The sequence below is a fragment of the Shimia sediminis genome, from assembly GCF_003990645.1.
Taxonomy (GTDB): domain Bacteria; phylum Pseudomonadota; class Alphaproteobacteria; order Rhodobacterales; family Rhodobacteraceae; genus Shimia; species Shimia sediminis.
This window is the reverse complement of sequence record NZ_RYZK01000007.1, coordinates 111,750-133,414: the sequence shown is the minus strand read 5'-3', so window position 1 is coordinate 133,414 and position 21,665 is coordinate 111,750. Positions and strand designations below refer to the sequence as shown.

Annotated in this window: 19 protein-coding genes and 1 tRNA gene; 14 read left to right on the top strand and 6 right to left on the bottom strand. The window is 62.8% G+C overall.

Translation table 11 applies throughout. The annotated features are described in order from the left end of the window. Positions 1 to 61 precede the first annotated feature (61 nt). A complete protein-coding gene (locus EK369_RS15235; RefSeq protein WP_127115129.1) occupies positions 62 to 1,309 on the top strand; it encodes an MFS transporter in 1,248 nt (415 codons plus the stop codon). Between the two features lie 63 nt (positions 1,310 to 1,372). Further along, positions 1,373 to 3,085 carry a methionine--tRNA ligase gene (gene metG / locus EK369_RS15230; RefSeq protein ID WP_127115128.1) on the top strand — a complete coding sequence of 571 codons (1,713 nt, stop codon included), beginning with the start codon at positions 1,373 to 1,375 and terminating at the stop codon, positions 3,083 to 3,085. A gap of 230 nt (positions 3,086 to 3,315) precedes the next feature. Here the strand turns inward: metG and EK369_RS15225 are convergent, their stop codons facing one another. After that, complete coding sequence (locus tag EK369_RS15225) at positions 3,316 to 3,951, bottom strand: ChrR family anti-sigma-E factor (protein ID WP_127115127.1); 636 nt, start codon at positions 3,949 to 3,951, stop codon at positions 3,316 to 3,318. Continuing rightward, positions 3,948 to 4,574 (bottom strand): sigma-70 family RNA polymerase sigma factor, encoded by a 627-nt coding sequence (locus EK369_RS15220; protein ID WP_438672166.1) that lies wholly within the window; start codon positions 4,572 to 4,574, stop codon positions 3,948 to 3,950. Before EK369_RS15220 ends, EK369_RS15225 begins: the two co-directional genes overlap by 4 nt. A 110-nt stretch (positions 4,575 to 4,684) precedes the next feature. Between EK369_RS15220 and EK369_RS15215 the strand changes: the two genes are divergently transcribed. From EK369_RS15215 to EK369_RS15175, 9 genes are all read left to right on the top strand, one after another. Continuing rightward, positions 4,685 to 5,977, top strand: coding sequence for an NAD(P)/FAD-dependent oxidoreductase (locus EK369_RS15215; RefSeq protein WP_127115126.1), 1,293 nt, complete (start codon positions 4,685 to 4,687; stop codon positions 5,975 to 5,977). Beyond that, on the top strand, positions 5,974 to 6,720 hold the full coding sequence (locus EK369_RS15210; protein ID WP_127115125.1) for a DUF1365 domain-containing protein: 747 nt from the start codon (positions 5,974 to 5,976) through the stop codon (positions 6,718 to 6,720). The genes EK369_RS15215 and EK369_RS15210 overlap by 4 nt, the downstream gene beginning before the upstream one ends. After that, on the top strand, positions 6,720 to 7,877 hold the full coding sequence (locus EK369_RS15205) for an SAM-dependent methyltransferase (protein ID WP_127115124.1): 1,158 nt from the start codon (positions 6,720 to 6,722) through the stop codon (positions 7,875 to 7,877). The genes EK369_RS15210 and EK369_RS15205 overlap by 1 nt, the downstream gene beginning before the upstream one ends. Then, complete coding sequence (locus tag EK369_RS15200; protein WP_164727010.1) at positions 7,870 to 8,406, top strand: chalcone isomerase family protein; 537 nt, start codon at positions 7,870 to 7,872, stop codon at positions 8,404 to 8,406. Before EK369_RS15205 ends, EK369_RS15200 begins: the two co-directional genes overlap by 8 nt. Next, positions 8,406 to 9,623, top strand: a complete 1,218-nt coding sequence (locus EK369_RS15195) for an MFS transporter (RefSeq protein ID WP_127115122.1) — start codon at positions 8,406 to 8,408, stop codon at positions 9,621 to 9,623. The genes EK369_RS15200 and EK369_RS15195 overlap by 1 nt, the downstream gene beginning before the upstream one ends. After that, on the top strand, positions 9,620 to 10,168 hold the full coding sequence (locus tag EK369_RS15190) for a DUF3833 domain-containing protein (protein ID WP_127115121.1): 549 nt from the start codon (positions 9,620 to 9,622) through the stop codon (positions 10,166 to 10,168). Before EK369_RS15195 ends, EK369_RS15190 begins: the two co-directional genes overlap by 4 nt. Next, complete coding sequence (locus EK369_RS15185; RefSeq protein WP_127115120.1) at positions 10,161 to 10,898, top strand: SDR family NAD(P)-dependent oxidoreductase; 738 nt, start codon at positions 10,161 to 10,163, stop codon at positions 10,896 to 10,898. Before EK369_RS15190 ends, EK369_RS15185 begins: the two co-directional genes overlap by 8 nt. 69 nt (positions 10,899 to 10,967) lie before the next feature. Further along, positions 10,968 to 12,893, top strand: a complete 1,926-nt coding sequence (locus EK369_RS15180) for an acyl CoA:acetate/3-ketoacid CoA transferase (protein ID WP_127115119.1) — start codon at positions 10,968 to 10,970, stop codon at positions 12,891 to 12,893. Between the two features lie 142 nt (positions 12,894 to 13,035). Further along, positions 13,036 to 14,091: a cupin domain-containing protein gene (locus EK369_RS15175; protein WP_127115118.1), complete on the top strand. Its 1,056-nt coding sequence runs from the start codon at positions 13,036 to 13,038 to the stop codon at positions 14,089 to 14,091. A gap of 28 nt (positions 14,092 to 14,119) precedes the next feature. Here the strand turns inward: EK369_RS15175 and EK369_RS15170 are convergent, their stop codons facing one another. The 4 genes from EK369_RS15170 to EK369_RS15155 form a co-directional block, all read right to left on the bottom strand. After that, positions 14,120 to 15,532, bottom strand: a complete 1,413-nt coding sequence (locus tag EK369_RS15170) for a mannose-1-phosphate guanylyltransferase/mannose-6-phosphate isomerase (protein ID WP_127115117.1) — start codon at positions 15,530 to 15,532, stop codon at positions 14,120 to 14,122. A 141-nt stretch (positions 15,533 to 15,673) separates the two neighbouring features. Continuing rightward, positions 15,674 to 15,761: transfer RNA gene (locus EK369_RS15165), tRNA-Leu, on the bottom strand. Between the two features lie 56 nt (positions 15,762 to 15,817). Continuing rightward, positions 15,818 to 16,366 (bottom strand): tetratricopeptide repeat protein, encoded by a 549-nt coding sequence (locus tag EK369_RS15160; RefSeq protein ID WP_127115116.1) that lies wholly within the window; start codon positions 16,364 to 16,366, stop codon positions 15,818 to 15,820. A 30-nt stretch (positions 16,367 to 16,396) separates the two neighbouring features. After that, the gene (locus EK369_RS15155) at positions 16,397 to 16,873 is read right to left on the bottom strand and encodes an Lrp/AsnC family transcriptional regulator (protein ID WP_235871438.1); all 477 of its coding nucleotides are present in this window, start codon (positions 16,871 to 16,873) and stop codon (positions 16,397 to 16,399) included. A 108-nt stretch (positions 16,874 to 16,981) separates the two neighbouring features. Here EK369_RS15155 and putA point away from each other — a divergent pair, with 108 nt between their 5' ends. From putA to EK369_RS15140, 3 genes are read left to right on the top strand one after another with little or no spacing between them, the layout of a single operon-like run. Next, positions 16,982 to 20,395 carry a bifunctional proline dehydrogenase/L-glutamate gamma-semialdehyde dehydrogenase PutA gene (gene putA / locus EK369_RS15150; RefSeq protein WP_127115114.1) on the top strand — a complete coding sequence of 1,138 codons (3,414 nt, stop codon included), beginning with the start codon at positions 16,982 to 16,984 and terminating at the stop codon, positions 20,393 to 20,395. 30 nt (positions 20,396 to 20,425) lie between these two features. Continuing rightward, positions 20,426 to 21,172 (top strand): rhomboid family intramembrane serine protease, encoded by a 747-nt coding sequence (locus EK369_RS15145; protein ID WP_127115113.1) that lies wholly within the window; start codon positions 20,426 to 20,428, stop codon positions 21,170 to 21,172. Next, positions 21,169 to 21,534, top strand: coding sequence for a GFA family protein (locus tag EK369_RS15140; protein ID WP_127115112.1), 366 nt, complete (start codon positions 21,169 to 21,171; stop codon positions 21,532 to 21,534). Before EK369_RS15145 ends, EK369_RS15140 begins: the two co-directional genes overlap by 4 nt. Positions 21,535 to 21,665 lie beyond the last annotated feature (131 nt).

Genomic DNA, 21,665 nt, shown 5'->3' with positions numbered 1-21,665 from the left:
CGACGCCGCCCCGTCGAATTCGCACTAGCCACCCCGTCTCAGCACGTCATGGTGAGCCATTATGCGCATGCTGATTTCATTCTCTGCCCTGTTCCTGTCGGTCGCTCTGATGCAGCTAGCCACCGGAGGTGTGGGGCCGCTGGATGTTCTGTCGGGGATCACCCTTGGGTTCAGCACGGCGCAGATCGGTCTGTTGGGCTCGGCGCATTTCCTGGGCTTTTTCATTGGCTGCTGGTGGGCACCCCGGCTGATGGGCAGCGTGGGCCATTCGCGCGCCTTTGCGGCCTTTACCGCCACCGGGGCCATCAGCCTGATTGCCCACTTTCTGTGGATCGACCCCTGGGGCTGGGCCTTGATGCGGATTGCATCGGGCCTGTGCGTGGCGGGCTGTTACACGGTGGTCGAGGCCTGGTTGCAGGCCAAGGTCACCAACGAGACACGGGGCCGTGCCATGGGCACCTACCGGATCGTGGACATGGGCGGGTCGCTTTGTGCGCAGATGGTGATCAGCGTGCTGGAGCCTGCCTCATACGTGTCGTACAACCTGTTGGCCATCATCTGTTGTGCCGCGCTTTTGCCGCTGACCCTGTCGAAATCCGCACAGCCCGAAACCCCTGATGCCCCGCGTCTGCGGCCAATGCTGGCGGTGGCCAGCTCGCCCCTTGCCGCCGCGGGGGTTGTGGTCGCGGCGCTGAGTTCTGCCAGTTTCCGCATGGTCGGCCCGGTTTATGGCGCTGAGGTCGGGCTGGCGGCGGACCAGATCGCCTGGTTCCTTGCGGCCTTTGTGCTGGGCGGCGCGCTGGCGCAATACCCGGTGGGCTGGCTGGCGGACAAGTTTGACCGCCGCTGGGTGCTGATCTGGTTGTCGGCGGCGGCGGTCCTGTCGTGTTTCGTGACCATTTTCCTTGGCCCTTCGAGCACCACGATCATCATGATGAATGCGGGGCTGTTCGGTCTCACGGCCTTTCCGATCTATTCGGTGGCGTCGGCCCACGCCAACGACTTTGCCACCTCGGAGGAGCGGGTCGAGCTGGCCGCGGCGCTGATGTTCTTTTACGCGCTTGGGGCCATTGCGGCGCCGCTTGTCGCGTCGGGCCTGATTGACTGGTTTGGTCCTGCCGCGCTGTTCATTCTGATCGCGGCGGGCCATGCGGTTCTGATCGTCTTTGGTCTGAGCCGGATGCGGGTCCGGGATTCGGGTGGTAACCGCACGCGCTATGTCTATGCGCCGCGCACCTCGTTCACCATTGGTCGCCTGATGGGGCGTCAACGCGAAAAGCGTAACGGACAGGGGCCGGGCGACGTTTAACCTACTGGCACTGCCTTGCGCTTTGGGCTAGACGAAACGCAAGACGAGACCTGAGGATCACACATGGCGCGCCACCTAATCACTTCGGCCATTCCCTATATCAATGGCATCAAGCATCTGGGCAATCTTGTGGGCAGCCAGTTGCCTGCCGATCTGTTTGCCCGTTATCAGCGCGCCCGCGGCAACGAGGTGCTGTTCCTGTGCTCGACAGATGAACATGGCACCCCGGCCGAACTGGCCGCCGCCAAGGCGGGCAAGCCGGTGGCGGAGTATTGCGCCGAGATGTGGGCCGTGCAGGACGAGATCGCCAAGGGCTTTCGGCTGTCGTTTGACCACTTTGGCCGCTCGTCCAGCGCCGAGAACCACAAGCTGACGCAGCATTTTGCGGCCCGTCTGGATGACGCGGGCCTGATCCGCGAAGTCAGTGAAACGCAGATGTATTCCAACGCGGACGGGCGTTTTCTGCCGGATCGCTATATCGAGGGCACCTGCCCCAACTGCGGCTTTGAAGATGCGCGCGGCGACCAGTGCGACAACTGCACCAAGCAGCTGGACCCCACCGATCTGATCAACCCACGCTCGACCATCTCAGGCTCTACCGATCTGGAAGAGCGCGAGACCAAGCACCTGTTCCTGTGCCAGAGCCAGATGCGCGAAAAGCTGCAGGCGTGGATTGACTCGAAAGCCGACTGGCCGATCCTGACCACCTCGATCGCCAACAAGTGGCTGAACGATGGTGATGGGTTGCAGGACCGTGGCATCACCCGTGACCTTGACTGGGGTGTGCCGGTGATGAAGGGCGACGACGTCTGGCCCGGCATGGACGGCAAGGTGTTCTATGTCTGGTTTGACGCGCCGATTGAATACATTGCCTGCTCGCAGGAATGGGTTGGCGCGGGCAAGGGCAGCGACTGGGAACGCTGGTGGCGCACTGACAAGGGCGCCGATGACGTGACCTATACCCAGTTCATGGGCAAGGATAACGTGCCGTTCCACACGCTGTCGTTCCCGGCGACCATTCTGGGGTCGGGCGAGCCGTGGAAGCTGGTGGATTACATCAAGAGCTTCAACTATCTGAACTATGACGGCGGCCAGTTCTCGACCTCGCGCGGGCGTGGTGTGTTCATGGATCAGGCGCTGGAAATCCTGCCTGCGGATTACTGGCGCTGGTGGCTGTTGAGCCATGCGCCGGAAAGCAGCGACAGTGAGTTCACCTGGGAGAATTTCCAGCAGTCGGTGAACAAGGATCTGGCCGATGTGCTGGGCAACTTTGTCAGCCGCGTCACGAAATTCTGCCGCTCGAAGTTTGGCGAAGACGTGCCTGCGGGCGGGGCTTATGGGGAGACTGAAAAGGCGCTGATCCAAGAGCTGACCACCCGTATCCGCGCCTATGAGGGCCATATGGCCGCGATGGAAGTGCGCAAGTCAGCGCAGGAACTGCGGGCGATCTGGGTTGCAGGCAATGAGTACCTGCAAAACGCCGCCCCCTGGTCGACCTTCAAGACCGATCCGGAGACTGCGGCGATGCAGATCCGTCTGGCGCTGAACCTGATCCGGCTTTACGCGGTCCTGTCCTCGCCGTTCATTCCGGATGCCAAGGACGCGCTGATGGCGGCGATGCAGACCACGGACGAGAGCTGGCCTGACGATGTTCCGGCGGCGCTGGAAACCCTTGCCCCCGGCCATGCCTTTACCGTGCCGGAGGTGACATTCCGCAAGATCACCGATGGTGAACGTGAAGAGTGGCAAGAGCGGTTTGCGGGCACGCGGGACTGATCACCGCCACCACCTGAAATCAGAAAAGGGGCTCCTCTCGGAAGCCCCTTTTCCTTTGCCCGAACGAAACAAGCGGTCCTTTGCGTCCCCAGCACGCCGCCACTTGGGTCTCAGCGACCCCAGGCCGACCGCGTGGTCTTCGGGTTTGGGTGACACCATGGATCTGGGCATGGTGCCGTCCAAAGACATGCGCGATCCGGTCAGGGATTTGCGAGTTTGCGCCAGTTGGGTCAGATACCCAGAACGGGCTGCAACAGACGTGGCACCACGGCGTTGAAGCGCAGGCGCGCGTCGGTGGCGGCAAGGCAGATACAGGGCGTTCCGGGGGATGCGACGGGGGTGTGTTCCAGACTGTCATCGGCAACCTCGACATCGCCGACGCCAAACTGTCCGGTTTCATCCGAAAACGCCCCTTGCAGGACCAGTGTCAGTTCCAGCCCGTTGTGGCCGTGATCCGGCACCGCCTGCCCCGCCGGGATGTAGAGAAGGCGCACGGAGTCCTTGTCGGACCGGTGCAACAGGGTCTGGCGCACGCTGCCGCCAATCCGTCGCCAGTGCGGGTCTTCATAGCCCAGCGCCTGGGCCACGGGGCCGGGAAACACCCCCATGCGGCGGGGAGATTGCGGCACCGGCACAGGCTCATCAAGCCGCGCAAACACGCTCTGGCGCATGGCCTGCGAGATCGACGGCGTGTCGCCATCGTCCAGCAGCGCGCCGCCCACGGTTTCGTGGCTGGAGAGCTGCGCGCGGCATTCGACACACATGGACACATGTGCCGCCACAACCATGGAAAAGGCATAAGACAGGTTGCCGCCGGCATAGGCCGCCAGCAGGTCGTCGGGGATATGGTGACGGATTTCACTCATGTCGTCTGCTTGTTTTGCAACTCGCGGCGCAGGCGTTTCAGGCCCAGCCGGATGCGTGATTTGATGGTGCCCAGCGGCAAACCGGTGAGGCCCTGCAGCTCGGAATGGCTGAGATCGCCGAGATAGGCCTGTTCGACCAGCACCCGTTGTTCCGGCGACAGTTGGGCCAAGGCCGCGCGCAGTCGCGATGTCTGTTGTTCGAGGGCGATGATCTGCAGGGCGTCATCCTCTTGCACATCGTCACCTTTCAGTTCTTCGGGCACAGGGCGGCGTTCCTTGCGCAGCACGTCGATCTGGCGATTGCGCGCAATCTGATAGACCCACCCCGAGACCTGCGCCCGGTGGGGATCAAACAGATGTGCCTTGTGCCAGACCGAAAGCATCGTGTCCTGTACCACCTCTTCGGCGAGACCGGCCTGAAGCCCGCCCCGCATCAACATACCTTTCAAACGCGGCGCAAAATGATCGAACAGGCGCGCAAAGGCCTGTTTGTCACGCGCATCGCGCACCAACAGCATCCACTGCGTCTGTTCGCTGACCTGTGACATCCCGGGCGACGCCCCAACCGGGTCTGAGGCCGGTGGGCGCGGTCGGTCCTGTATCGAGGTTGCCGCATTCAACATGGGGTCATTACGGCGCGGGCCGGGGTTTGGATCACTCGGGAAAGATTTTTTTCTTTTTTTGATCCGGTGCCAGACCCGCCCCGTAATCCCTGAAAACAAGCGGAGAAACCATGTCATTCGATCTTCCACAATCCCGCCGTCAGCGTGTCGCCATTATCGGCGGTGGCATTTCCGGTCTGGCCTCGGCCTATTTGCTGTCGCCAGCCCATGAGGTGACGCTGTTCGAGGCCGCGCCGCGATTGGGTGGCCATGCACGCACCATTCTGGCGGGCAGGACCGGGGATCAGCCGGTCGACACCGGGTTTATCGTTTTCAACTATGTGAATTATCCGCACCTGACGGGGATGTTCCGCGATCTGAACGTGCCGATCGAAAAAAGCGACATGAGTTTCGGCGCAACGATTGATGACGGGGCGGTGGAATATGCGCTGTATTCGATCAACGCGCTGTTTGCCCAGCGCCGCAACATCGCGCGGCCTGCTTTCGCGCGGATGGTGCGCGACATCGTGGCCTTTAACACCCACGCCGAGGCTGTGGCCAAAACCGATGACGTGTCGATTGCCGACCTCGTGAGAGAGTTGAAGCTGGGCGACTGGTTCCAGCGCTATTACCTGATGCCGATTTGCGGCGCGATCTGGTCGACGCCCACCGAGGGCATTCGCGATTTCCCGGCGCGCACGCTGGTCAGCTTTTTCCGCAACCATTCGCTGCTGGAGCGCAGGCAGCACCAGTGGTGGACGGTCAAGGGCGGCAGTATCGAATATGTCACCCGCCTCGCCGCGCATCTGACCCGGTTGGGCACCGATCTGCGCACCGCAACGCCCGTAGCCCGTGTGGACCGGGACGAAAGCGGCGTGACCGTGCACTCGGACCGTGGTGCAGAGCGGTTTGACGAGGTGATCCTGGCCTGCCACCCGGACCAGTCGCTGAAGCTCTTGGCGCAGCCCACAACCGCCGAGACCGCGGCCCTGGGCGCTGTGCGGTTTCAGGACAACACCGTGATCCTGCACCGTGATCCGGCGCAGATGCCGCGGCGGCGCAATTGCTGGGCGTCCTGGGTCTATAAGGCGCGGGCGGTGGATGACCGCCCCGAGATCGGCGTAACCTATTGGATGAACCGCCTGCAAAACATTCCCGAGAATGATCCCATGTTCATCTCGCTGAACCCATATTCTGAGGTGCGCGAAGAGTTGATTTACGACCACAACGTCTTTCGCCACCCGGTGTTTGATGGTCCGGCCCTGTCGGCGCAGACACGGCTGGCGGAGATGCAGGGTCAGAACAACACGTGGTTTGCCGGGGCCTGGATGCGCCATGGGTTCCACGAGGACGGGTTTGCCAGCGCCGTGCGCGTGGCGCGGGCGCTGGACCGGCGCAGCGCCGCCATCGGTGTGGCGGCATGAGCCAATGGCCGGATCATATCGCGGGCTCGACCACCCATGCGCGACGCGGATCGGTAAAGAACGCCTTTACCTACAGCATTGATTTTGTGCTGATTGATCCGCGTGCGTCCCTTGGTCCGGCGCTGTTTTCGCGCAACCGCTTCAACCTTGCCTCGGTGCGCGACAGGAATCACGGCGGCAAACGTGGCGAAGGCCGGGGCGTTGCCTGGGCTGAGCAGGTGCTCTCCTGCGCCGGCGTGCCGTTCAAACGCATCCTGTTGCTGACGCAACCGACGTTCCTGGGCAAGGTCTTTAACCCGGTCAGCTTCTGGCTGGCTTATGAGGGCGATGATCTCACGGCGGTGATCGCCGAGGTCAACAACACCTTTGGCGAGCGGCATTCATATCTCTGCCACCTGCCCGGCTTTGCCCCGATCACCGCGGCAGAGACGCTGCGCGCTGAGAAACTGTTCCATGTCTCGCCTTTCCAGCAGGTTTCGGGGCGCTACAGCTTTCGTTTCAACATTCGCGACGACGCGATCAGCATCCGCATCACCCATGAAAACGGTGCTGACGGGGTGATCGCCACGCTGTCTGGCGCGCGTCAGCCACTGACCAATCGTGCCATCCTGACCGGCGTTCTGCGCCGCCCCATCGCGCCCTTGCGCACCCTCGGTCTGATCTACTGGCAGGCCGCAAAACTGAAACTGAAGGGCGCGCCGTTTCGCCGCCGTCCGACCCCACCCCAACAGGAGATCAGCTGATGCGTTTCATCACCAACCGGGTCAAACACGACTTTCTTGAGACCTGCGCGCGGTTGGATCACGGCCGGTTGCGCCTGACCACCCCCGAGGGCGAGACCCACGATTTCGGCACCTCGGGCTTTGAGGCTGACCTGCATATCCGCGACTGGTCCACCGTGACCTCGATTGCGGCGCGCGGCGACATCGGGCTGGGCGAGACCTATGTCGCGGGCCTGTGGGAGAGTTCGTCCATCGAAGACCTGATCGGCTTTGCGCTGAAGAACCGCGACACGCTGGGCACGTTTTCACGCCCCAGTGCCTTGCAAACGCTGAAAATGCGCGCCATCGACCGTATCCTGCGCGCCAATTCCGAGCGCGGGGCCGCGCGCAACATTCGCGCGCATTACGATGTGGGCAACGAGTTCTACCGGCTGTGGCTGGATGACGGCATGACCTATTCCTCGGCCCTGTTCGAGCATGGCGACAATGATCTGGAGCGCGCCCAGAACCGCAAGTACGACCGCGTGCTGAGCCGTTTGTCCAAGGGGGAGCAGGTGCTGGAAATCGGCTGTGGCTGGGGTGGTTTTGCCGACCGGGCAGCGGAACAGGGCCGCACTGTCACCGGCATCACCATTTCCCCCAGCCAGCGCGGCTATGCCGATGCGCGGCTGGATGGGCGCGCCGAAATCCTGTTGCAGGACTATCGCAAGACCCACGGGCAGTTCGACAATATCGTCTCGATCGAGATGGTCGAGGCTGTGGGCGAGCGCTATTGGCCAAGTTATTTCGCAACGCTGAAGCGCAACCTGTCCGGCAACGGGCGCGCGGTCATTCAGGCAATCACCGTGGATGACGGCTATTTCGAGACCTATCGCACCAATTCCGACTATATCCGCCAGTACACCTTTCCCGGCGGCATGCTCTTGTCGGAGCAGACCATTCGCGAGCAGGCCCGCAAGGCCGGGATGCGGGTGAATGACGTTTTTGCCTTTGGTCAGGACTATGCGCTGACCTGCCGCATCTGGGCAGAGCGGCTGATGGCACAGGCCGATCGCATCCGTGGGTTGGGCTATGACGACGCCTTTCTGCGCAACTGGCGGTATTATCTGGAACTTTGCGCGGGCACCTTTGCGGTGGGCCAGACCAACGTTCTGCAAGTGGAGATGGCCCATGCGTAGACATCTGACAGACACTTTGCGCATCACCACGCTTTCGCTGTTGTTGATGGTCGCAATGCTGATGGGCAAGGCCCATGCGGACGTGGCCCGCACCGGTCTGCAAAACCCCGAGCGGCTGGGCAGCGCCACCATTCGCTATCTCGGGATCGCCATCTATGACGCCGAGCTTTACACGCCGGGCGGGGTGGATTTTCGCTGGCAGGCGCCGATGGCGCTGCGGCTGACCTATCGGCGTGGGTTTTCCGCCGATCAGCTGACCGATGCCACGATGCAGGAAATCACCCGCATCAGCGGCACCCGCAGCGGTGACGCGGGGCTGCGCGCCGATCTGGCCACCTGTTACAGCGATGTGAAAAAGGGCGACGAGATCACCGCCACCTCGACCGGGGCGGATACGATCACGATCTGGCTGAATGGTCGCAAGGTCTGTGCCTTGACCACTGCGGGCATTCAGAAACGGTTCTTTGGCATCTGGCTGGCCCCGGAAAGCCGCGTGGCCCGGTTGGGGCCGCAGTTGAAGGGCCAGTAATGAATCTGAACGTCAGCCTCTTTTCGCTGATGCTCGCCGCCGCGAGCCTGCCGCTCTATATCCACCTGCCGCGCTATGCGACGGCAGAGCTGGGGCTGAGCCTGGGGGCGGTGGGCGGTATCCTGATTGCCATCCGGGTGATGGATTTCGTGCAGGACCCCGCCCTAGGCTGGCTGGTTGACAGGTATCCTGCACAGCTGGCGCGGTTTGCGATGATCGGGGCGCTTGGTATGGGGTTGGGGTTTCTGATGCTGTTCTCGCTGCCACCGCTGCTGGACCCAACCGCATGGCTGGTGCTGTCGCTGGTGGTGCTGTTCACCTGTTACAGTCTTGCCGCGATCCTGTTTTACGGGCAAAGCACGGCGCTCGCGCCGACATCGGATGCGCTGCTCAGGCTGGCGGGCTTTCGCGAGGCGGGCGCGCTGAGTGGCGTGATTCTTGCCGCGCTTGCGCCCGTCGCGCTGATGGCGCTGTTTGGCTCGGAGGGCGGATTTGCCATTTACGGGATGGCGTTGGCGCTGATCTGCGCGGTGGTCTATCTGCGCACGAGGTCGCTGTGGACTGTCGCGCCGAAGCCTTCCGGCACGCTGACCTTTGCAGATCTGCACCGATCTGGCGCCTCGCGGTTGCTGGGTCTTGCATTGATCAATGCACTGCCAGTGGCGATGACCTCGACATTGTTCCTGTTTTTTGTCGAAGACCGGCTGGGCCTGATCCGTCAGGCGGGCGGGTTTCTGGTTCTGTTTTTCCTCGCGGCAGGTCTGTCGGTGCCGCTCTGGACACGGCTGAGCGCGCGCAAGGGCGTGCGCCCCGCCCTGCTGATCGCCATGACGCTGGCCATCGCCAGTTTTGTCTGGGCCGCCTTGCTGCCCGCGGGACATGCCCTGCCGTTTGCGTTGATCTGCATCGGGTCAGGCGCGGCGTTGGGGGCGGACATGGTGTTGTTGCCGGTTCTGTTTTCCGCCGCGTTGGATCGCGCGGGCCTGAAGGCGGGCCAGGCCTTTGGCCTTTGGTTTCTCGCCGGGAAACTGGCGCTGGCACTGGCCGCAGCGTTGTTGCTGCCCGTGCTCGACGCCGCCGGTTTCCAGCCCGGCGCGGTCAACAGCCCTGACGCGCTGCAAACGCTTACCCTGGCCTATGCGGTGCTGCCCTGCCTGATCAAGCTGGTCGCCATCACCCTTGTTTTTCGTCTTCCCCAAGAGGTTTTCACCCCATGAAACTCGTGCTTATCCTGACGGTCGTGATCCTGATCCTTGCGCTGTGGCGGCCGGGTCTGTCGTTTCGTCACCAGAAACCGGACCACTATGCTGCCACCGGACCCGCCTTTGACATCCAGACACATCTGAACGGGCCGATCATTTCCGAAGGCATGATCCACGGCCCCAACGGGCGGCTCGCCTCGCGCTTTGTGGCGGATATGACGGGCGCATGGGATGGCAACACCGGGACGCTGGCCGAAAGCTTTCGCTATGACAACGGCAGCACGCAAGAGCGCAAGTGGTTCCTGACGCTGGGCGAGAATGGCAGATTCACCGCCACCGCGGACGACATCATCGGGGTGGCAGAGGGGCAGATCTCGGGCGCGACGCTGTCGATGACCTATCGCATCCGGCTGACCGAAGCCGCCGGGGGCCATGTGCTGAGCGTCACCGACTGGTTGTACCTGATGGAGAACGGCACCATCCTCAACCGCTCGGAATTGCGCAAGTTCGGCATCAAGGTGGCCGAGCTGACCGCCACCATGAGGCCTGCGGATGACTGATCTGTTCAAGGGCAAGACATGGTGGATCATCGGGGCCAGCGAAGGGTTGGGCCGCGCCCTGGCCCGGGCGCTGGACGCACGCGGCGCGCGGCTGATCCTGTCGGCGCGCGGCGCAAACCGGTTGCAGGACCTTGCCACCACGCTGACGGACGCGCGCGCGGTGCCCTTTGACGTGACCGACGCCGAGGCCTGCGGTGCGGCCACCGAGGCGGCCGGAGAGGTGGACGGCATGATATATTGCGTCGGCCAATACGACCCGATGCGGGCGCAGGACTGGACCGCCGAGCAGGTGACGCGGATGGTGCGCGCCAATTTCACCGGGGCGCTGGATGTGCTGGCCCATGCGCTGCCACCGATGCTGCAGCAGAACCGGGGGCATATCGTGCTGATCGGCTCGCTTGCGGGCTATACCGGCCTGCCCGGTGCCATCGGTTATGGCGCCTCAAAGGCGGCGTTGATGCATCTGGCAGAAAACCTGCAGGCCGATCTGCGCGGCACCGGACTGGTCGTGAAACAGATCAATCCGGGCTTCATCCGCACGCGTCTGACGGCAAAGAACCAGTTCGAGATGCCCTTTATCCTGTCGCCCGAAGAGGCCGCCCGCCGCACACTCTGCGCCATCGAAAGCCGCCGCTTTGCCACCGCCTTTCCGACCGTGTTTTCGTGGCTGTTCCGGCTGGGTCGATTTTTGCCGCGCGGGCTGTTCCTGCGCCTGTTCCCGGCCCGCTGATCCCGCAGAACTACGGGTCGTATTTCTACAAAATTGACGGATGCCCCCGCGCCGCGCCATGGTGTGCGCATGAAACGCAAAGTGGTCTCTCCCGCCGAAGCCGCCGCCCTTGTTCAGGACGGCGACACCCTCACCACCTCGGGCTTTGTCGGCATTGGCGTGCCTGATGGCTTGTTGGAAGCGATTGAGGCGCGTTTTCTTGAGACCGGCCATCCCCGCGACCTGTCGCTGGTGTTTGCCGCAGGTCAGGGCGACGGCAAGGACCGGGGCCTGAACCGGCTGGGGCATGAGGGGCTGTTGTCTTCGGTCGTGGGCGGGCACTGGGGGTTGATCCCCAAGGTTGCGGCGCTTGCCATCCAGGGCAAGATCAAGGGCTGGAACCTGCCGCAGGGCTGTATCAGCCAATTGTTCCGCGATGCCGCCGCGGGCAAGCCGGGGATGCTGACCCATGTGGGGCTGGACACCTTTGTCGATCCGCGCAATGGCGGCGGCGCTGTGAACGACATCAGCACCGAACCACAGGTCGAGCTGATGGAAATTCGCGGCGAAGAAATGCTGTTCTACCCCGCCCCCCGTCTGACCGTCGCCCTGCTGCGTGGCACCACGGCGGATGAGGCGGGCAATATCACCATGGAACGCGAGGCGCTGCTGATCGACAACCTCGCACAGGCCATGGCGGTCAAGAACGCAGGCGGCGTGGTGATTGTGCAGGTCGAGCGCATTGCCCGCGCCCATACCCTGCCCGCCCGCGATGTGCATATCCCCGGCATTCTGGTCGACGCGGTGGTTGTGGCGGCACCCGAGCATCACATGCAGACCTATGCCACCGCCTTTAGCCAGGGTTTTACCAACCGCATCCGTTCACCCGAGGGCGAAATTCCCCCGATGCCGCTGGATGCGCGCAAGATTATCGCGCGGCGCTGTGCCTTTGAGCTGCCGGTCAACGGTGTGGTGAACCTCGGGATCGGGATGCCCGAGGGGGTCGCCGCCGTGGCCGCCGAAGAGGGGTTGCTGGAGCATGTCACGCTGACGGCGGAACCCGGCGTGATTGGTGGGCAGCCTGCTTCGGGGCTGGATTTTGGCGCGGCGATCAACACCGATGCGGTGATCCCACAGAACAACCAGTTCGACTTTTACGACGGCGGAGGCCTCGACATGGCGTGCCTTGGGCTGGCGCAGGCCGATGGGTTGGGCAACGTCAATGTGTCGCGCTTTGGTCCGCGTCTGGCGGGGGCCGGTGGCTTTATCAACATCTCGCAGAACGCGCGACGTCTGGTCTTTGCCGGCACCTTCACCGCCAAGGGGCTGGCGATTGAAGTCGCGGATGGGCAGTTGTCGATCACCTCGGAGGGCATGGCGCGCAAACTGCTGCACGCGGTGGAACAGGTCACCTTTTCCGGCCCGCGCGCGGCGCGGCTGGGTCAGCCGGTGCTATACGTCACCGAGCGCTGTGTTTTTGAACTGACGCCCAAGGGTCTGGCGCTGGTGGAAATCGCGCCCGGGGTTGATCTGGATCGTGACATTCTTGCGCATATGGACAGCGCCCCGATCATCGACGAGCTGCGTGTGATGGACGCGCGTATTTTCCGCCCCGAGGAGATGGACCTGCGCACGGACCTGCTGCATCTGGACCTGCCCGACCGCATTGCCGTCGATGCCGAGGCCGGGCGTCTCTACCTGAACTTTGAGAAGATGCGCGTGCGCACCGCGGCCGAAGTGGTGCGTGTGGGCGACCTGGTGGCGGCGGCCTGTGCTCCGCTGGCGCAGCCCGTTGACGTGGTGGTGAATTACGACGGCTTTTCGATCGATGAGACGCTGGAAAACGACTGGGCGCGCATGGTCGCGGATCTGGACGCGCGGTTCTACAACACCGTGTCGCGCTATTCCGGCTCGGCGTTCATGCGCATGAAACTGCGCGAAGTTTTCCCCGACGCCCGCCCGCATATTTTCGAGACCTCGGAACAGGCGCGCGGGTTTCTCGACGAAAAACGCTGATATCTGCCCTGCCCTCGTAGGTCGGACAAGATTGTCCGACCTACCCCCGCCATGGGCAAGTCACCGCATCTTCACTGGCATGTGCGGCCCCGACGCATATATGTTTCTGCAGGACCTTTGTTCTGCAGAAAGGATCAGCCTGATGGGGCTACGTTTCATTTTTATGCTGACCCGCAACGACCAGACGGTCGAAGATGCGGAAACGCATCTGAAAACCGCCCTTGCCGCTGGGGTGCATCACATCGGCTTTAAGGATGTCGGCCTGCCGTTTGAGCGCCTGAAACAGCTGAACCGCGCGATCAAGACGGGTGGCGCGACCAGCTACCTTGAGGTGGTGTCGCTGGACAAGGAGAGCGAGGTGGCCTCGGCCCGGGCGGCGGTGGATATTGGCGTCGATATCCTGCTGGGTGGCACCCATGTAGAGGCGGTTCTGCCGATCCTTGCGGGCACGGGGATCCAGTATTTCCCCTTTCCGGGCACCATCGTGGGTCATCCCAGCGTTCTGGCCGGATCGATTGACGCGGTGGTCGAGAGCGCCATTGCCCTGGCCGCGCGGGACGGTGTGCATGGGCTGGATCTTTTGGCCTATCGCTCGAAAGAGAATGTGACCGGGCTGATGGCGGCGGTCTGTGCGGCGGTGGACAAGCCTGTGATCATGGCGGGCTCGATCGGCAGCAAGGAGCGCATAGAAAACGTGCGCCGCTCAGGGGCGGCGGGGTTTACCATCGGCACGGCTGCGCTGGATGGGGATTATCCGGCGGACAGCCCCGAACTGGAGACCCAGCTGCGCTCGATCCAGCGGGACGTGGCCGGGGTGAACCAGCACCTGTCGCCGCACGCTCCAAAGAACCTCAGCCAGAGTTTCGACGCCTTTTCAGAGGTTTGGAGTCCGCGTGTTGCAGGGCAGGTCAATGACATGATGGTCAAGCTGGTCAAGCTTGAAGGCGAATTTGTCTGGCACCATCACACCCATGAGGATGAGCTGTTCCTGGTGCACAGGGGCCGGATGATGATGAAATTCCGTGACCGCGATGAAATCGTCAACGCGGGCGAGTTCATCATTGTGCCGCATGGGGTCGAACATTGCCCCGTGGCGCTGGACGGTGTTTGCGAGGTTCTGCTGTTTGAACCTGCCAGCACGGTGAACACCGGCAATGCCGATGATCCGCGTCGGGTGGTGACGCTCAAGACCGTCTGAGCGGGGCTGGTGTATGTCCTGAGACGCTTCAGGCCACGGCGGTCCGCTCGTAGAGGTCCTCGTAGCGGGTGATGTCGTCTTCGCCAAGGTAGCAGCCCGATTGCACCTCGATCAGGTGCAGCGGCAATTTTCCCGGGTTTTCAAGACGATGCATGGTGCCGAGCGGGATATAGGTGCTTTGATTTTCGGTCAGCAGGTGCACGTCGTCGCCCACCGTCACCCGGGCAGAGCCACTGACCACTACCCAATGTTCGGCGCGGTGAACATGGGCCTGTAAGGACAGCCGCGCGCCCGGTTCGACCATGATGCGCCTGACCTGAAAACGCGGACCCAGCGACAGGGTTTCAGAGTAGCCCCAGGGCCGGTGACAGCGGCGAAATCCATCCGCCTGTGGCGCGCCCTCGGCGCGGAGGGTTTGCACGATGGTGCCAACCTCGGCGCTATGGGCGATGTCGCTGATAAGGATGCCGTCATCGGTGGCCACGGCGACGATGTCATTCAGACCCAGCCCAACCAGCCGCGTGTCGGGATTGTCGGATTTGAGTAGCGATCCCGTGCAGTTGATGGCGGTGGCATTGCCCGAGGTCACGTTCTGCGCCGCATCCGCTGTGCCGCCCTCTTTCAGAGCCTGCCAGGTGCTGATGTCGGACCATCCACAGTCAAGCCGGACGGCCCTGCAGGTCGCAAGCGGCGCGAGAATGGCCTGTTCAAACGACATCTCGGGACAACGGGCAAAGGCATCCTGTGCCAGGCGGTGAAACCCAAGGTCCTCTGCGCCAAGGGCCAGGGCGGCCTCGACCGGGGCGCGCATCCCGGGGGCATGTTTGTCAAAGGCCTGAAGAATGGCATCGACCCGCGACAGGAAGATGCCCGCGTTCCACAGCCATGCGTCGTCGTCCACCATATCCTGCGCGCGCACAGCATCCGGGTTTTCAACAAACTCCGATGCGGTCAAGGTATCCTGCCCCTTTGAAACCATGAAACCCCCAAGCCCCGGTGCAGCGATCCCGGGCGTCACGCCAAAGGCCACCATGGCGCCGGTCTGCGCCCCCTCGGCGGCGCGCGACAGGGTTTTCAGAAAGGCGCGGTCGTCGGCGATCATGTGGTCGCTGGGCAGGACCAACAACAAGGCGTCAGGCGTATCCCGGCGCAGGAGTGCAGCCGTCAGAACCGCAGCCGCCGTGTTGCGTGGCATGGGTTCAATCACCAGTTCAGCGGGGGTGACCTCAACCGCCTTGGTCTGATGCTGCGCGATAAAGCGATAGTCTTCGCCGGTGATCACCATCGGCGCGGCAAACCCGGGACCGGCCACCCGGTTCAGGGTGCGTTGAAACAACGTCTCACCACCGACCAGATTGGCGAATTGCTTGGGATAGCTCTTGCGCGAGACAGGCCAAAGCCGGGTGCCGGAACCGCCGGCCAGGATCACGGGATGAATCATGGGGTACCCTCAGTTTCCCGCAGGGTTCCAGCTAGGGGTTAACAAAAGGTTGCGATCCGGCCGTCTGCCGGTTTTGGGGGCTGCGAAACCATGGCCTGTGCTCGTCAGGGAACACTGCAGGTGATGCAAGAAAGATGTGACTGGTACCCGCGGCCGGACTCGAACCGGCACGGCCCCTTCGGGCCTAGAGATTTTAAGTCTCCTGTGTCTACCATTCCACCACGCGGGCGAGGTCCAGTGCGCGGGACAATAGCTTGTGAAACGCAGGTGTAAAGGTCCGAAAACTCAGAGGTCTTCGCCCGGAGGAGTTTTCAGAAGACTGCGTTCAGGCAGCCAGGGATTGAGCGCAAGCGCTGCCGCAAGAGCGGCTTGCGACTCGGCCTCTTTGCCCAAGCCGATCAGGGTGAGCGCACGGCCGGACAGCGCCCCGATATGGCGGGGCGACAGTTCGATGGCGCGGTCCAGATCCGGCAGGGCGGCGGCAAAATCCTGACGCAGGAAATGGGCAAAAGCGCGCTGGTTGTAGCCTTCGGCGTAGTTCGGGCAATAGGCGACGAGACGGTCAAAGTCGGCCACCGCGCCCAGAAGATCCCAGGCCGCGCGTTTTTCCATCCCCTGATCGAGGATTTCCTGCGCCACCTCGTCCGGGGCATCGGCCCAATATTGCCAGAGGTCATTGGAGATGATTTTTGCCGTGCGCGCGTCCGGGGCGACCTTGATCTGTTCAATCAGTGCGTCCGTGGCCTCGGAGTGATCTGGAGGAGCCGGGCACTCCGAGGCGGCCGCAGGCGCGGCCAGGAGAGTGGATATCAGGACAATTGCGAGGTGTCTCATGGCATAAAGGTGCCAGGATTTACGCGCCGATCAAGTCACATCCCCGAGAGCAGTTTCCTTGACCGCCTGCATCGCCACATAGGTCGAGGTGTTGGATACAAAAGGAAGGGTCGAAATTTTTTCTGCCAGAACAGTGCGATAGGCGAGCATGTCGCGCGTGCGCACCTTGAGCAGGTAGTCGAAATTCGAGGCAATCATATGCGCCTGTTCAATCTCGCCGATCTGCGCCACGGCCCCGTTGAACGCGCGAAGGGCGGCCTCGCGGGTGTCGGACAACTTGACCTCGACAAAGGCCACATGGTCCAGCCCCAGCCGGATCGGGTCAACCAGCGCCTGATACCCGGCGATGACGCCTTCGGCCTCGAGCCGTTTGAGGCGGGCCTGGGTCGGGCTTTTGGACAGGCCGATGCGTTTGGCCAGATCGGTGACAGAGAGGCGCCCCTCGGAGGTCAGCACTTCGAGAATCCGGTGGTCCAGACGGTCCAGATCAACTTGGCCTTTTTGCACTGCTTTCCTCCAAATTTTCAGGTCATATGACTTGCCAACTTCCGTTCTTCGGGACATTCGACCGCGATCCTCTTGATATACTGTCTGAAACAGATGGAGTCACGCCCAATGAATGCCCGTTCCCTGATTGATACCCTGACCTATTGTGATGAAGCCACGCTAGTGGAGACGCTGATTCAGGACGCCGCCCTGTCCGAAGAGGATCGCACCCGGATCTGCGCGCAGGCGGCGGATCTGGTGCGCGCCATCCGCGACACCACGAACCCCGGCCTGATGGAAGTGTTCCTTGCGGAATACGGGCTGTCGACGGACGAGGGCATTGCGCTGATGTGTCTGGCTGAGGCGCTGTTGCGGGTGCCGGATGCGGAGACCATCGACGCGCTGATCGAGGACAAGATTGCGCCGTCGAACTGGGGCAAGCACCTGGGGGAATCCACCTCGTCTCTGGTCAATGCGTCGACCTGGGCGCTGATGCTGACGGGCAAGGTGCTGGAGGACCGGGAACCGGGGCTGATCGGCACGCTGCGCGGGGCCGTCAAACGGCTGGGTGAACCTGTTATCCGCACCGCCGTGGGGCGCGCGATGAAGGAAATGGGCCGTCAGTTCGTGCTGGGCGAGACGATCGTGAGCGCCATGGAACGTGCGGCCAAGATGGAGGAAATGGGTTATACCTATTCCTATGACATGCTGGGCGAAGCGGCCAAGACGGACGCCGATGCCATGCGCTATCACCTTGCCTATTCCCGTGCGATCACGGCGATTGCGGCGGCTTGCACCCATGACGACATTCGCGAAAATCCCGGCATTTCGGTGAAGCTGTCGGCGCTGCATCCCCGCTATGAAGTGGCGCAGCGGGCGCGGGTCATGGATGAGCTGGTGCCGCGTCTGCGGTCGCTGATGCTGCTCGCCAAATCGGCCGGCATGGGGCTGAACATCGACGCGGAAGAGGCGGATCGTCTGTCCCTGTCGATGGATGTCATCGAAACCGTGTTGGCGGAACCGGCGCTGGCCGGTTGGGACGGCTTTGGTGTCGTGGTGCAGGCCTATGGCAAACGCGCAGGTCCAACGCTGGATTTCCTCTATGAACTGGCCGAGAAACATGACCGCAAGCTGATGGTGCGGCTGGTCAAGGGCGCCTATTGGGACACCGAGATCAAGAATGCGCAGGTGCTGGGGGTCGAAGGGTTCCCGGTCTTCACCTCCAAGGCGGCCACCGATGTCAGCTATATCGCCAATGCCCGCAAACTGCTGGGCATGACCGACCGGATTTATCCGCAGTTTGCCACCCATAACGCCCATACGGTTGCGGCCATCCTCGAGATGGCAGACGACCCGGCGGCATATGAATTCCAGCGTTTGCACGGCATGGGTGAGGCCCTGCATGACATTGTTTTGACTGCACAAAACACCCGCTGCCGGATTTATGCGCCGGTCGGGGCACACCGGGATCTGTTGGCCTATCTGGTGCGACGGCTGTTGGAAAACGGGGCGAACTCGTCTTTCGTGAACCAGATCGTCGACGAAGAGGTTCCGGCGGAAGAGGTCGCGCGTGATCCGTTTCTGGCCCTGGCCGAGGACCAGCATGCACCGTTGCCCACAGGACCAGAGCTGTTTGCGCCGGAGCGGGTGAATTCCAAAGGGTTCGATCTGCGGGATCAGCCGACCCTTGACCATATTGAGGCGACACGCGCGCCCTTTCTGACCGCCACCTGGGAGGCCGGACCGCTGATCGTGGGCGCGGCGCATCCCAATGCCCCGCAGCCGGTGCAAAACCCGGCCCTGCCCGCGGATCAGCCCGGCACCGTTGCGACGGCGAGTGCGCAAGATGTCGACGCGGCCCTTGCCTCGGCGCACCCGTGGTCGGTGTCGCGCAAAGAGCGTGGTGCCATCCTGAACCGCGCCGCCGATCTCTATGAAGAGAACTTTGCCATGCTATTCGCGCTGTTGGCGCGGGAAGCGGGCAAGACCCAGCTGGACGCGGTCGCAGAGCTGCGCGAGGCGGTGGATTTCCTGCGGTATTATGGCGCCAACGCGCCCAAGGCCGCGCCTGCGGGTAATTTCACCTGTATCAGCCCGTGGAACTTCCCGCTCGCGATCTTTACCGGCCAGATCGCGGCAGCGCTGGCGACCGGCAATGCGGTTCTGGCCAAACCCGCCGAGCAGACACCGCTGATTGCCCATGAGGCCGTGAGGCTGTTGCATCTGGCCGGGGTGCCACGGTCGGCCCTGCAGCTTTTGCCGGGTGCGGGCGATGTGGGTGCGATGCTGACCTCGGACCGCCGCGTGAATGGTGTTGCCTTTACAGGCTCGACCGAAACCGCGCTGAAGATCCGCAGCGCCATGGCTGAACACCTTGCCCCCGGTGCGCCGCTGATTGCCGAGACCGGCGGGTTGAACGCGATGATTGTCGACTCGACCGCCCTGCCCGAACAGGCCGTGACCGCCATCGTCGAGAGCGCGTTCCAGTCGGCGGGTCAGAGGTGTTCGGCGCTGCGCTGCCTCTATGTGCAGGAAGACATTGCCGAGGGCCTGATCGAGATGCTGACCGGCGCGATGAAAGAGCTGCACGTGGGCAACCCCTGGACCCTGCACACCGACAGTGGCCCCGTCATTGATGCCGACGCACAGGCCGGTATTGCCGCGCATATTGCCCAGGCCGAAGCCGAGGGCCGGGTCATGTATCAAAGAGAGGTGCCGCAGACCGGGACGTTTATTGCGCCCACCCTGATCCGGGTGACCGGCATTGCCGATCTTGAGCGCGAAATCTTTGGCCCGGTGCTGCATGTGGCGACCTTCCGCGCGGATGAGCTGGATGCCGTGATCGATGCGATCAACGCCACCGGATACGGGCTGACCTTTGGCCTGCAGACCCGGATTGACGACCGGGTGCAGCATGTCTCGGACCGGGTGCATGCGGGCAACATCTATGTGAACCGCAATCAGATCGGTGCCATCGTCGGCTCGCAACCCTTTGGTGGTGAAGGGCTTTCCGGCACCGGCCCCAAGGCGGGCGGGCCCCACTACATGGCCCGGTTTGCGCGCCCCGAACCGCAAGAGGCCGGTCATTGGGAGACCCCGATGCCAAGGGATGTGCTTCAAAGCCTGATTGATGCGGCGACGGAGAGACCTGCGGATCACTCAACGTCCCTGCCCGGGCCGACCGGCGAATCCAACCGCCTGACCACCTTTGCCCGCCCACCGGTTCTGTGTCTGGGCCCCGGGGCTGAGGCCGCCGCAGCGCAGGCGGCGGCTGTCACGGCCCATGGCGGTGTCGCGGTGCAGGCCACCGGACAGATCGCCCCCGAAGACCTGACCACGCTCAGCGGGTTTTCCGGCGTTCTGTGGTGGGGGGAGTCGGGTCTGGCTCAGGCCTGCGAGCAGGCGCTCGCCAGACGCCGCGGCCCGATCCTGCCGTTGATCACGGGGGTGCCGGATCGTGCGCGGGCCGTGGGCGAACGCCATGTCTGTGTCGATACAACCGCAGCCGGGGGCAATGCAGCACTTTTGGGCGGGGCGGCTTGACGCCCCCACCAATTCCGCCACATTGGGCGCATGTTTCCAATACGCGATCACAACCCCTCGGGGCGCACGCCCTATGTCGTCTACGCGCTGATGGCGCTGAATGTTGTCGTTTTCTTAAGCTACATGCCGATGCTGGACGAAAGCTATCGTCTGCGCAGTTTCTTTGAAGACTGGGCACTGATCCCCTATGAGTTCACGCAAGGCTCGGGGCAACTGGGGTTGGTGACCTCGATGTTCCTGCATGGGGGGCTGATGCACCTGGCAGGCAATATGCTTTTCCTGTGGATCTTTGGCGACAATCTCGAGGATACGCTGGGCCATGTGGGGTTCCTGATCTTTTACCTCCTGTGTGGTCTCGCGGCCGGGGGCGCGCAGGTGCTGGCGGATCCGTGGTCGGATGTTCCGATGGTCGGTGCTTCGGGTGCCATTGCCGGGATCATGGGCGGATACCTTGTCTTGTTTCCCAGGGCGCGGGTCGACGTGATCATGATTTTCATAATCTTTTTCAAGATCTTACCCCTGCCCGCCTGGATCATGTTGGGGCTTTGGTTCGGGTTGCAGCTGTTTATGGGTGTGCTCATCGACACCGATGGGGGCGGGGTGGCCTATTGGGCACACGCAGGCGGGTTCATCGCCGGAATGCTGCTGATCTTGCCGACATTTTTGAAACGCGGCGGGCGTGGGTATTGGCAGGAAACCGCAGGCAGCCCGCCCCATCCCGAAGCGCATTACGAGCAAACAGGCTCGGTCATCCCAATCGTACGGAGACGCAAATGACCTATTCCGTGATCTGCCATTGTGGCGCAGTTGAGCTGGAGATCGACCCGGTCGAAGAGCTTTCGACGGCGCGGCGCTGTGACTGTTCATTCTGCCGCCGCCGGGGCGCGCCGATGCTGGGGGTGCCGCTGGATCGGCTACGTATCGTCAGGGGGGCGGACAACCTGTCGCTCTACCAATGGAATACCAACACGGCGAAACACTATTTCTGCAAGACCTGCGGGATTTACACTCACCACCAGCGCCGCGCCGATCCCAACGAATTCGGCGTGAACCTGGGGGCCATCGAGGGCATCAACCCACGCGAGATGGAGCCGATTGGCTGGACCGACGGTATCAATCACCCTTCGGACCAACGCTGAACCGTTTGTGGTTTCTGACCGCGTGCACGCCCCCAAGGCGTGACCCGGCCATCGCCATGCGGCCCGGCATTTCACAGATTCGTTGACGCGTTAAGGGATATGCGGGAATTCCGCATCAAAGCGCGAGTTTT

Excerpts from the sequence above, each read along its gene's own strand:
- EK369_RS15195 (WP_127115122.1), top strand. The coding sequence starts at position 8,406 with ATGAATCTGAACGTCAGCCTCTTTTCGCTGATGCTCGCCGCCGCGAGC.
- putA (WP_127115114.1), top strand. The coding sequence starts at position 16,982 with ATGAATGCCCGTTCCCTGATTGATACCCTGACCTATTGTGATGAAGCC.
- EK369_RS15205 (WP_127115124.1), top strand. The coding sequence starts at position 6,720 with ATGCGTTTCATCACCAACCGGGTCAAACACGACTTTCTTGAGACCTGC.
- EK369_RS15185 (WP_127115120.1), top strand. The coding sequence starts at position 10,161 with ATGACTGATCTGTTCAAGGGCAAGACATGGTGGATCATCGGGGCCAGC.
- EK369_RS15215 (WP_127115126.1), top strand. The coding sequence starts at position 4,685 with ATGTCATTCGATCTTCCACAATCCCGCCGTCAGCGTGTCGCCATTATC.
- EK369_RS15225 (WP_127115127.1), bottom strand. The coding sequence starts at position 3,951 with ATGAGTGAAATCCGTCACCATATCCCCGACGACCTGCTGGCGGCCTAT.
- EK369_RS15210 (WP_127115125.1), top strand. The coding sequence starts at position 5,974 with ATGAGCCAATGGCCGGATCATATCGCGGGCTCGACCACCCATGCGCGA.
- EK369_RS15180 (WP_127115119.1), top strand. The coding sequence starts at position 10,968 with ATGAAACGCAAAGTGGTCTCTCCCGCCGAAGCCGCCGCCCTTGTTCAG.
- EK369_RS15235 (WP_127115129.1), top strand. The coding sequence starts at position 62 with ATGCGCATGCTGATTTCATTCTCTGCCCTGTTCCTGTCGGTCGCTCTG.
- EK369_RS15190 (WP_127115121.1), top strand. The coding sequence starts at position 9,620 with ATGAAACTCGTGCTTATCCTGACGGTCGTGATCCTGATCCTTGCGCTG.
- EK369_RS15140 (WP_127115112.1), top strand. The coding sequence starts at position 21,169 with ATGACCTATTCCGTGATCTGCCATTGTGGCGCAGTTGAGCTGGAGATC.
- EK369_RS15175 (WP_127115118.1), top strand. The coding sequence starts at position 13,036 with ATGGGGCTACGTTTCATTTTTATGCTGACCCGCAACGACCAGACGGTC.
- metG (WP_127115128.1), top strand. The coding sequence starts at position 1,373 with ATGGCGCGCCACCTAATCACTTCGGCCATTCCCTATATCAATGGCATC.
- EK369_RS15220 (WP_438672166.1), bottom strand. The coding sequence starts at position 4,574 with ATGTTGAATGCGGCAACCTCGATACAGGACCGACCGCGCCCACCGGCC.
- EK369_RS15160 (WP_127115116.1), bottom strand. The coding sequence starts at position 16,366 with ATGAGACACCTCGCAATTGTCCTGATATCCACTCTCCTGGCCGCGCCT.
- EK369_RS15200 (WP_164727010.1), top strand. The coding sequence starts at position 7,870 with ATGCGTAGACATCTGACAGACACTTTGCGCATCACCACGCTTTCGCTG.
- EK369_RS15170 (WP_127115117.1), bottom strand. The coding sequence starts at position 15,532 with ATGATTCATCCCGTGATCCTGGCCGGCGGTTCCGGCACCCGGCTTTGG.
- EK369_RS15145 (WP_127115113.1), top strand. The coding sequence starts at position 20,426 with ATGTTTCCAATACGCGATCACAACCCCTCGGGGCGCACGCCCTATGTC.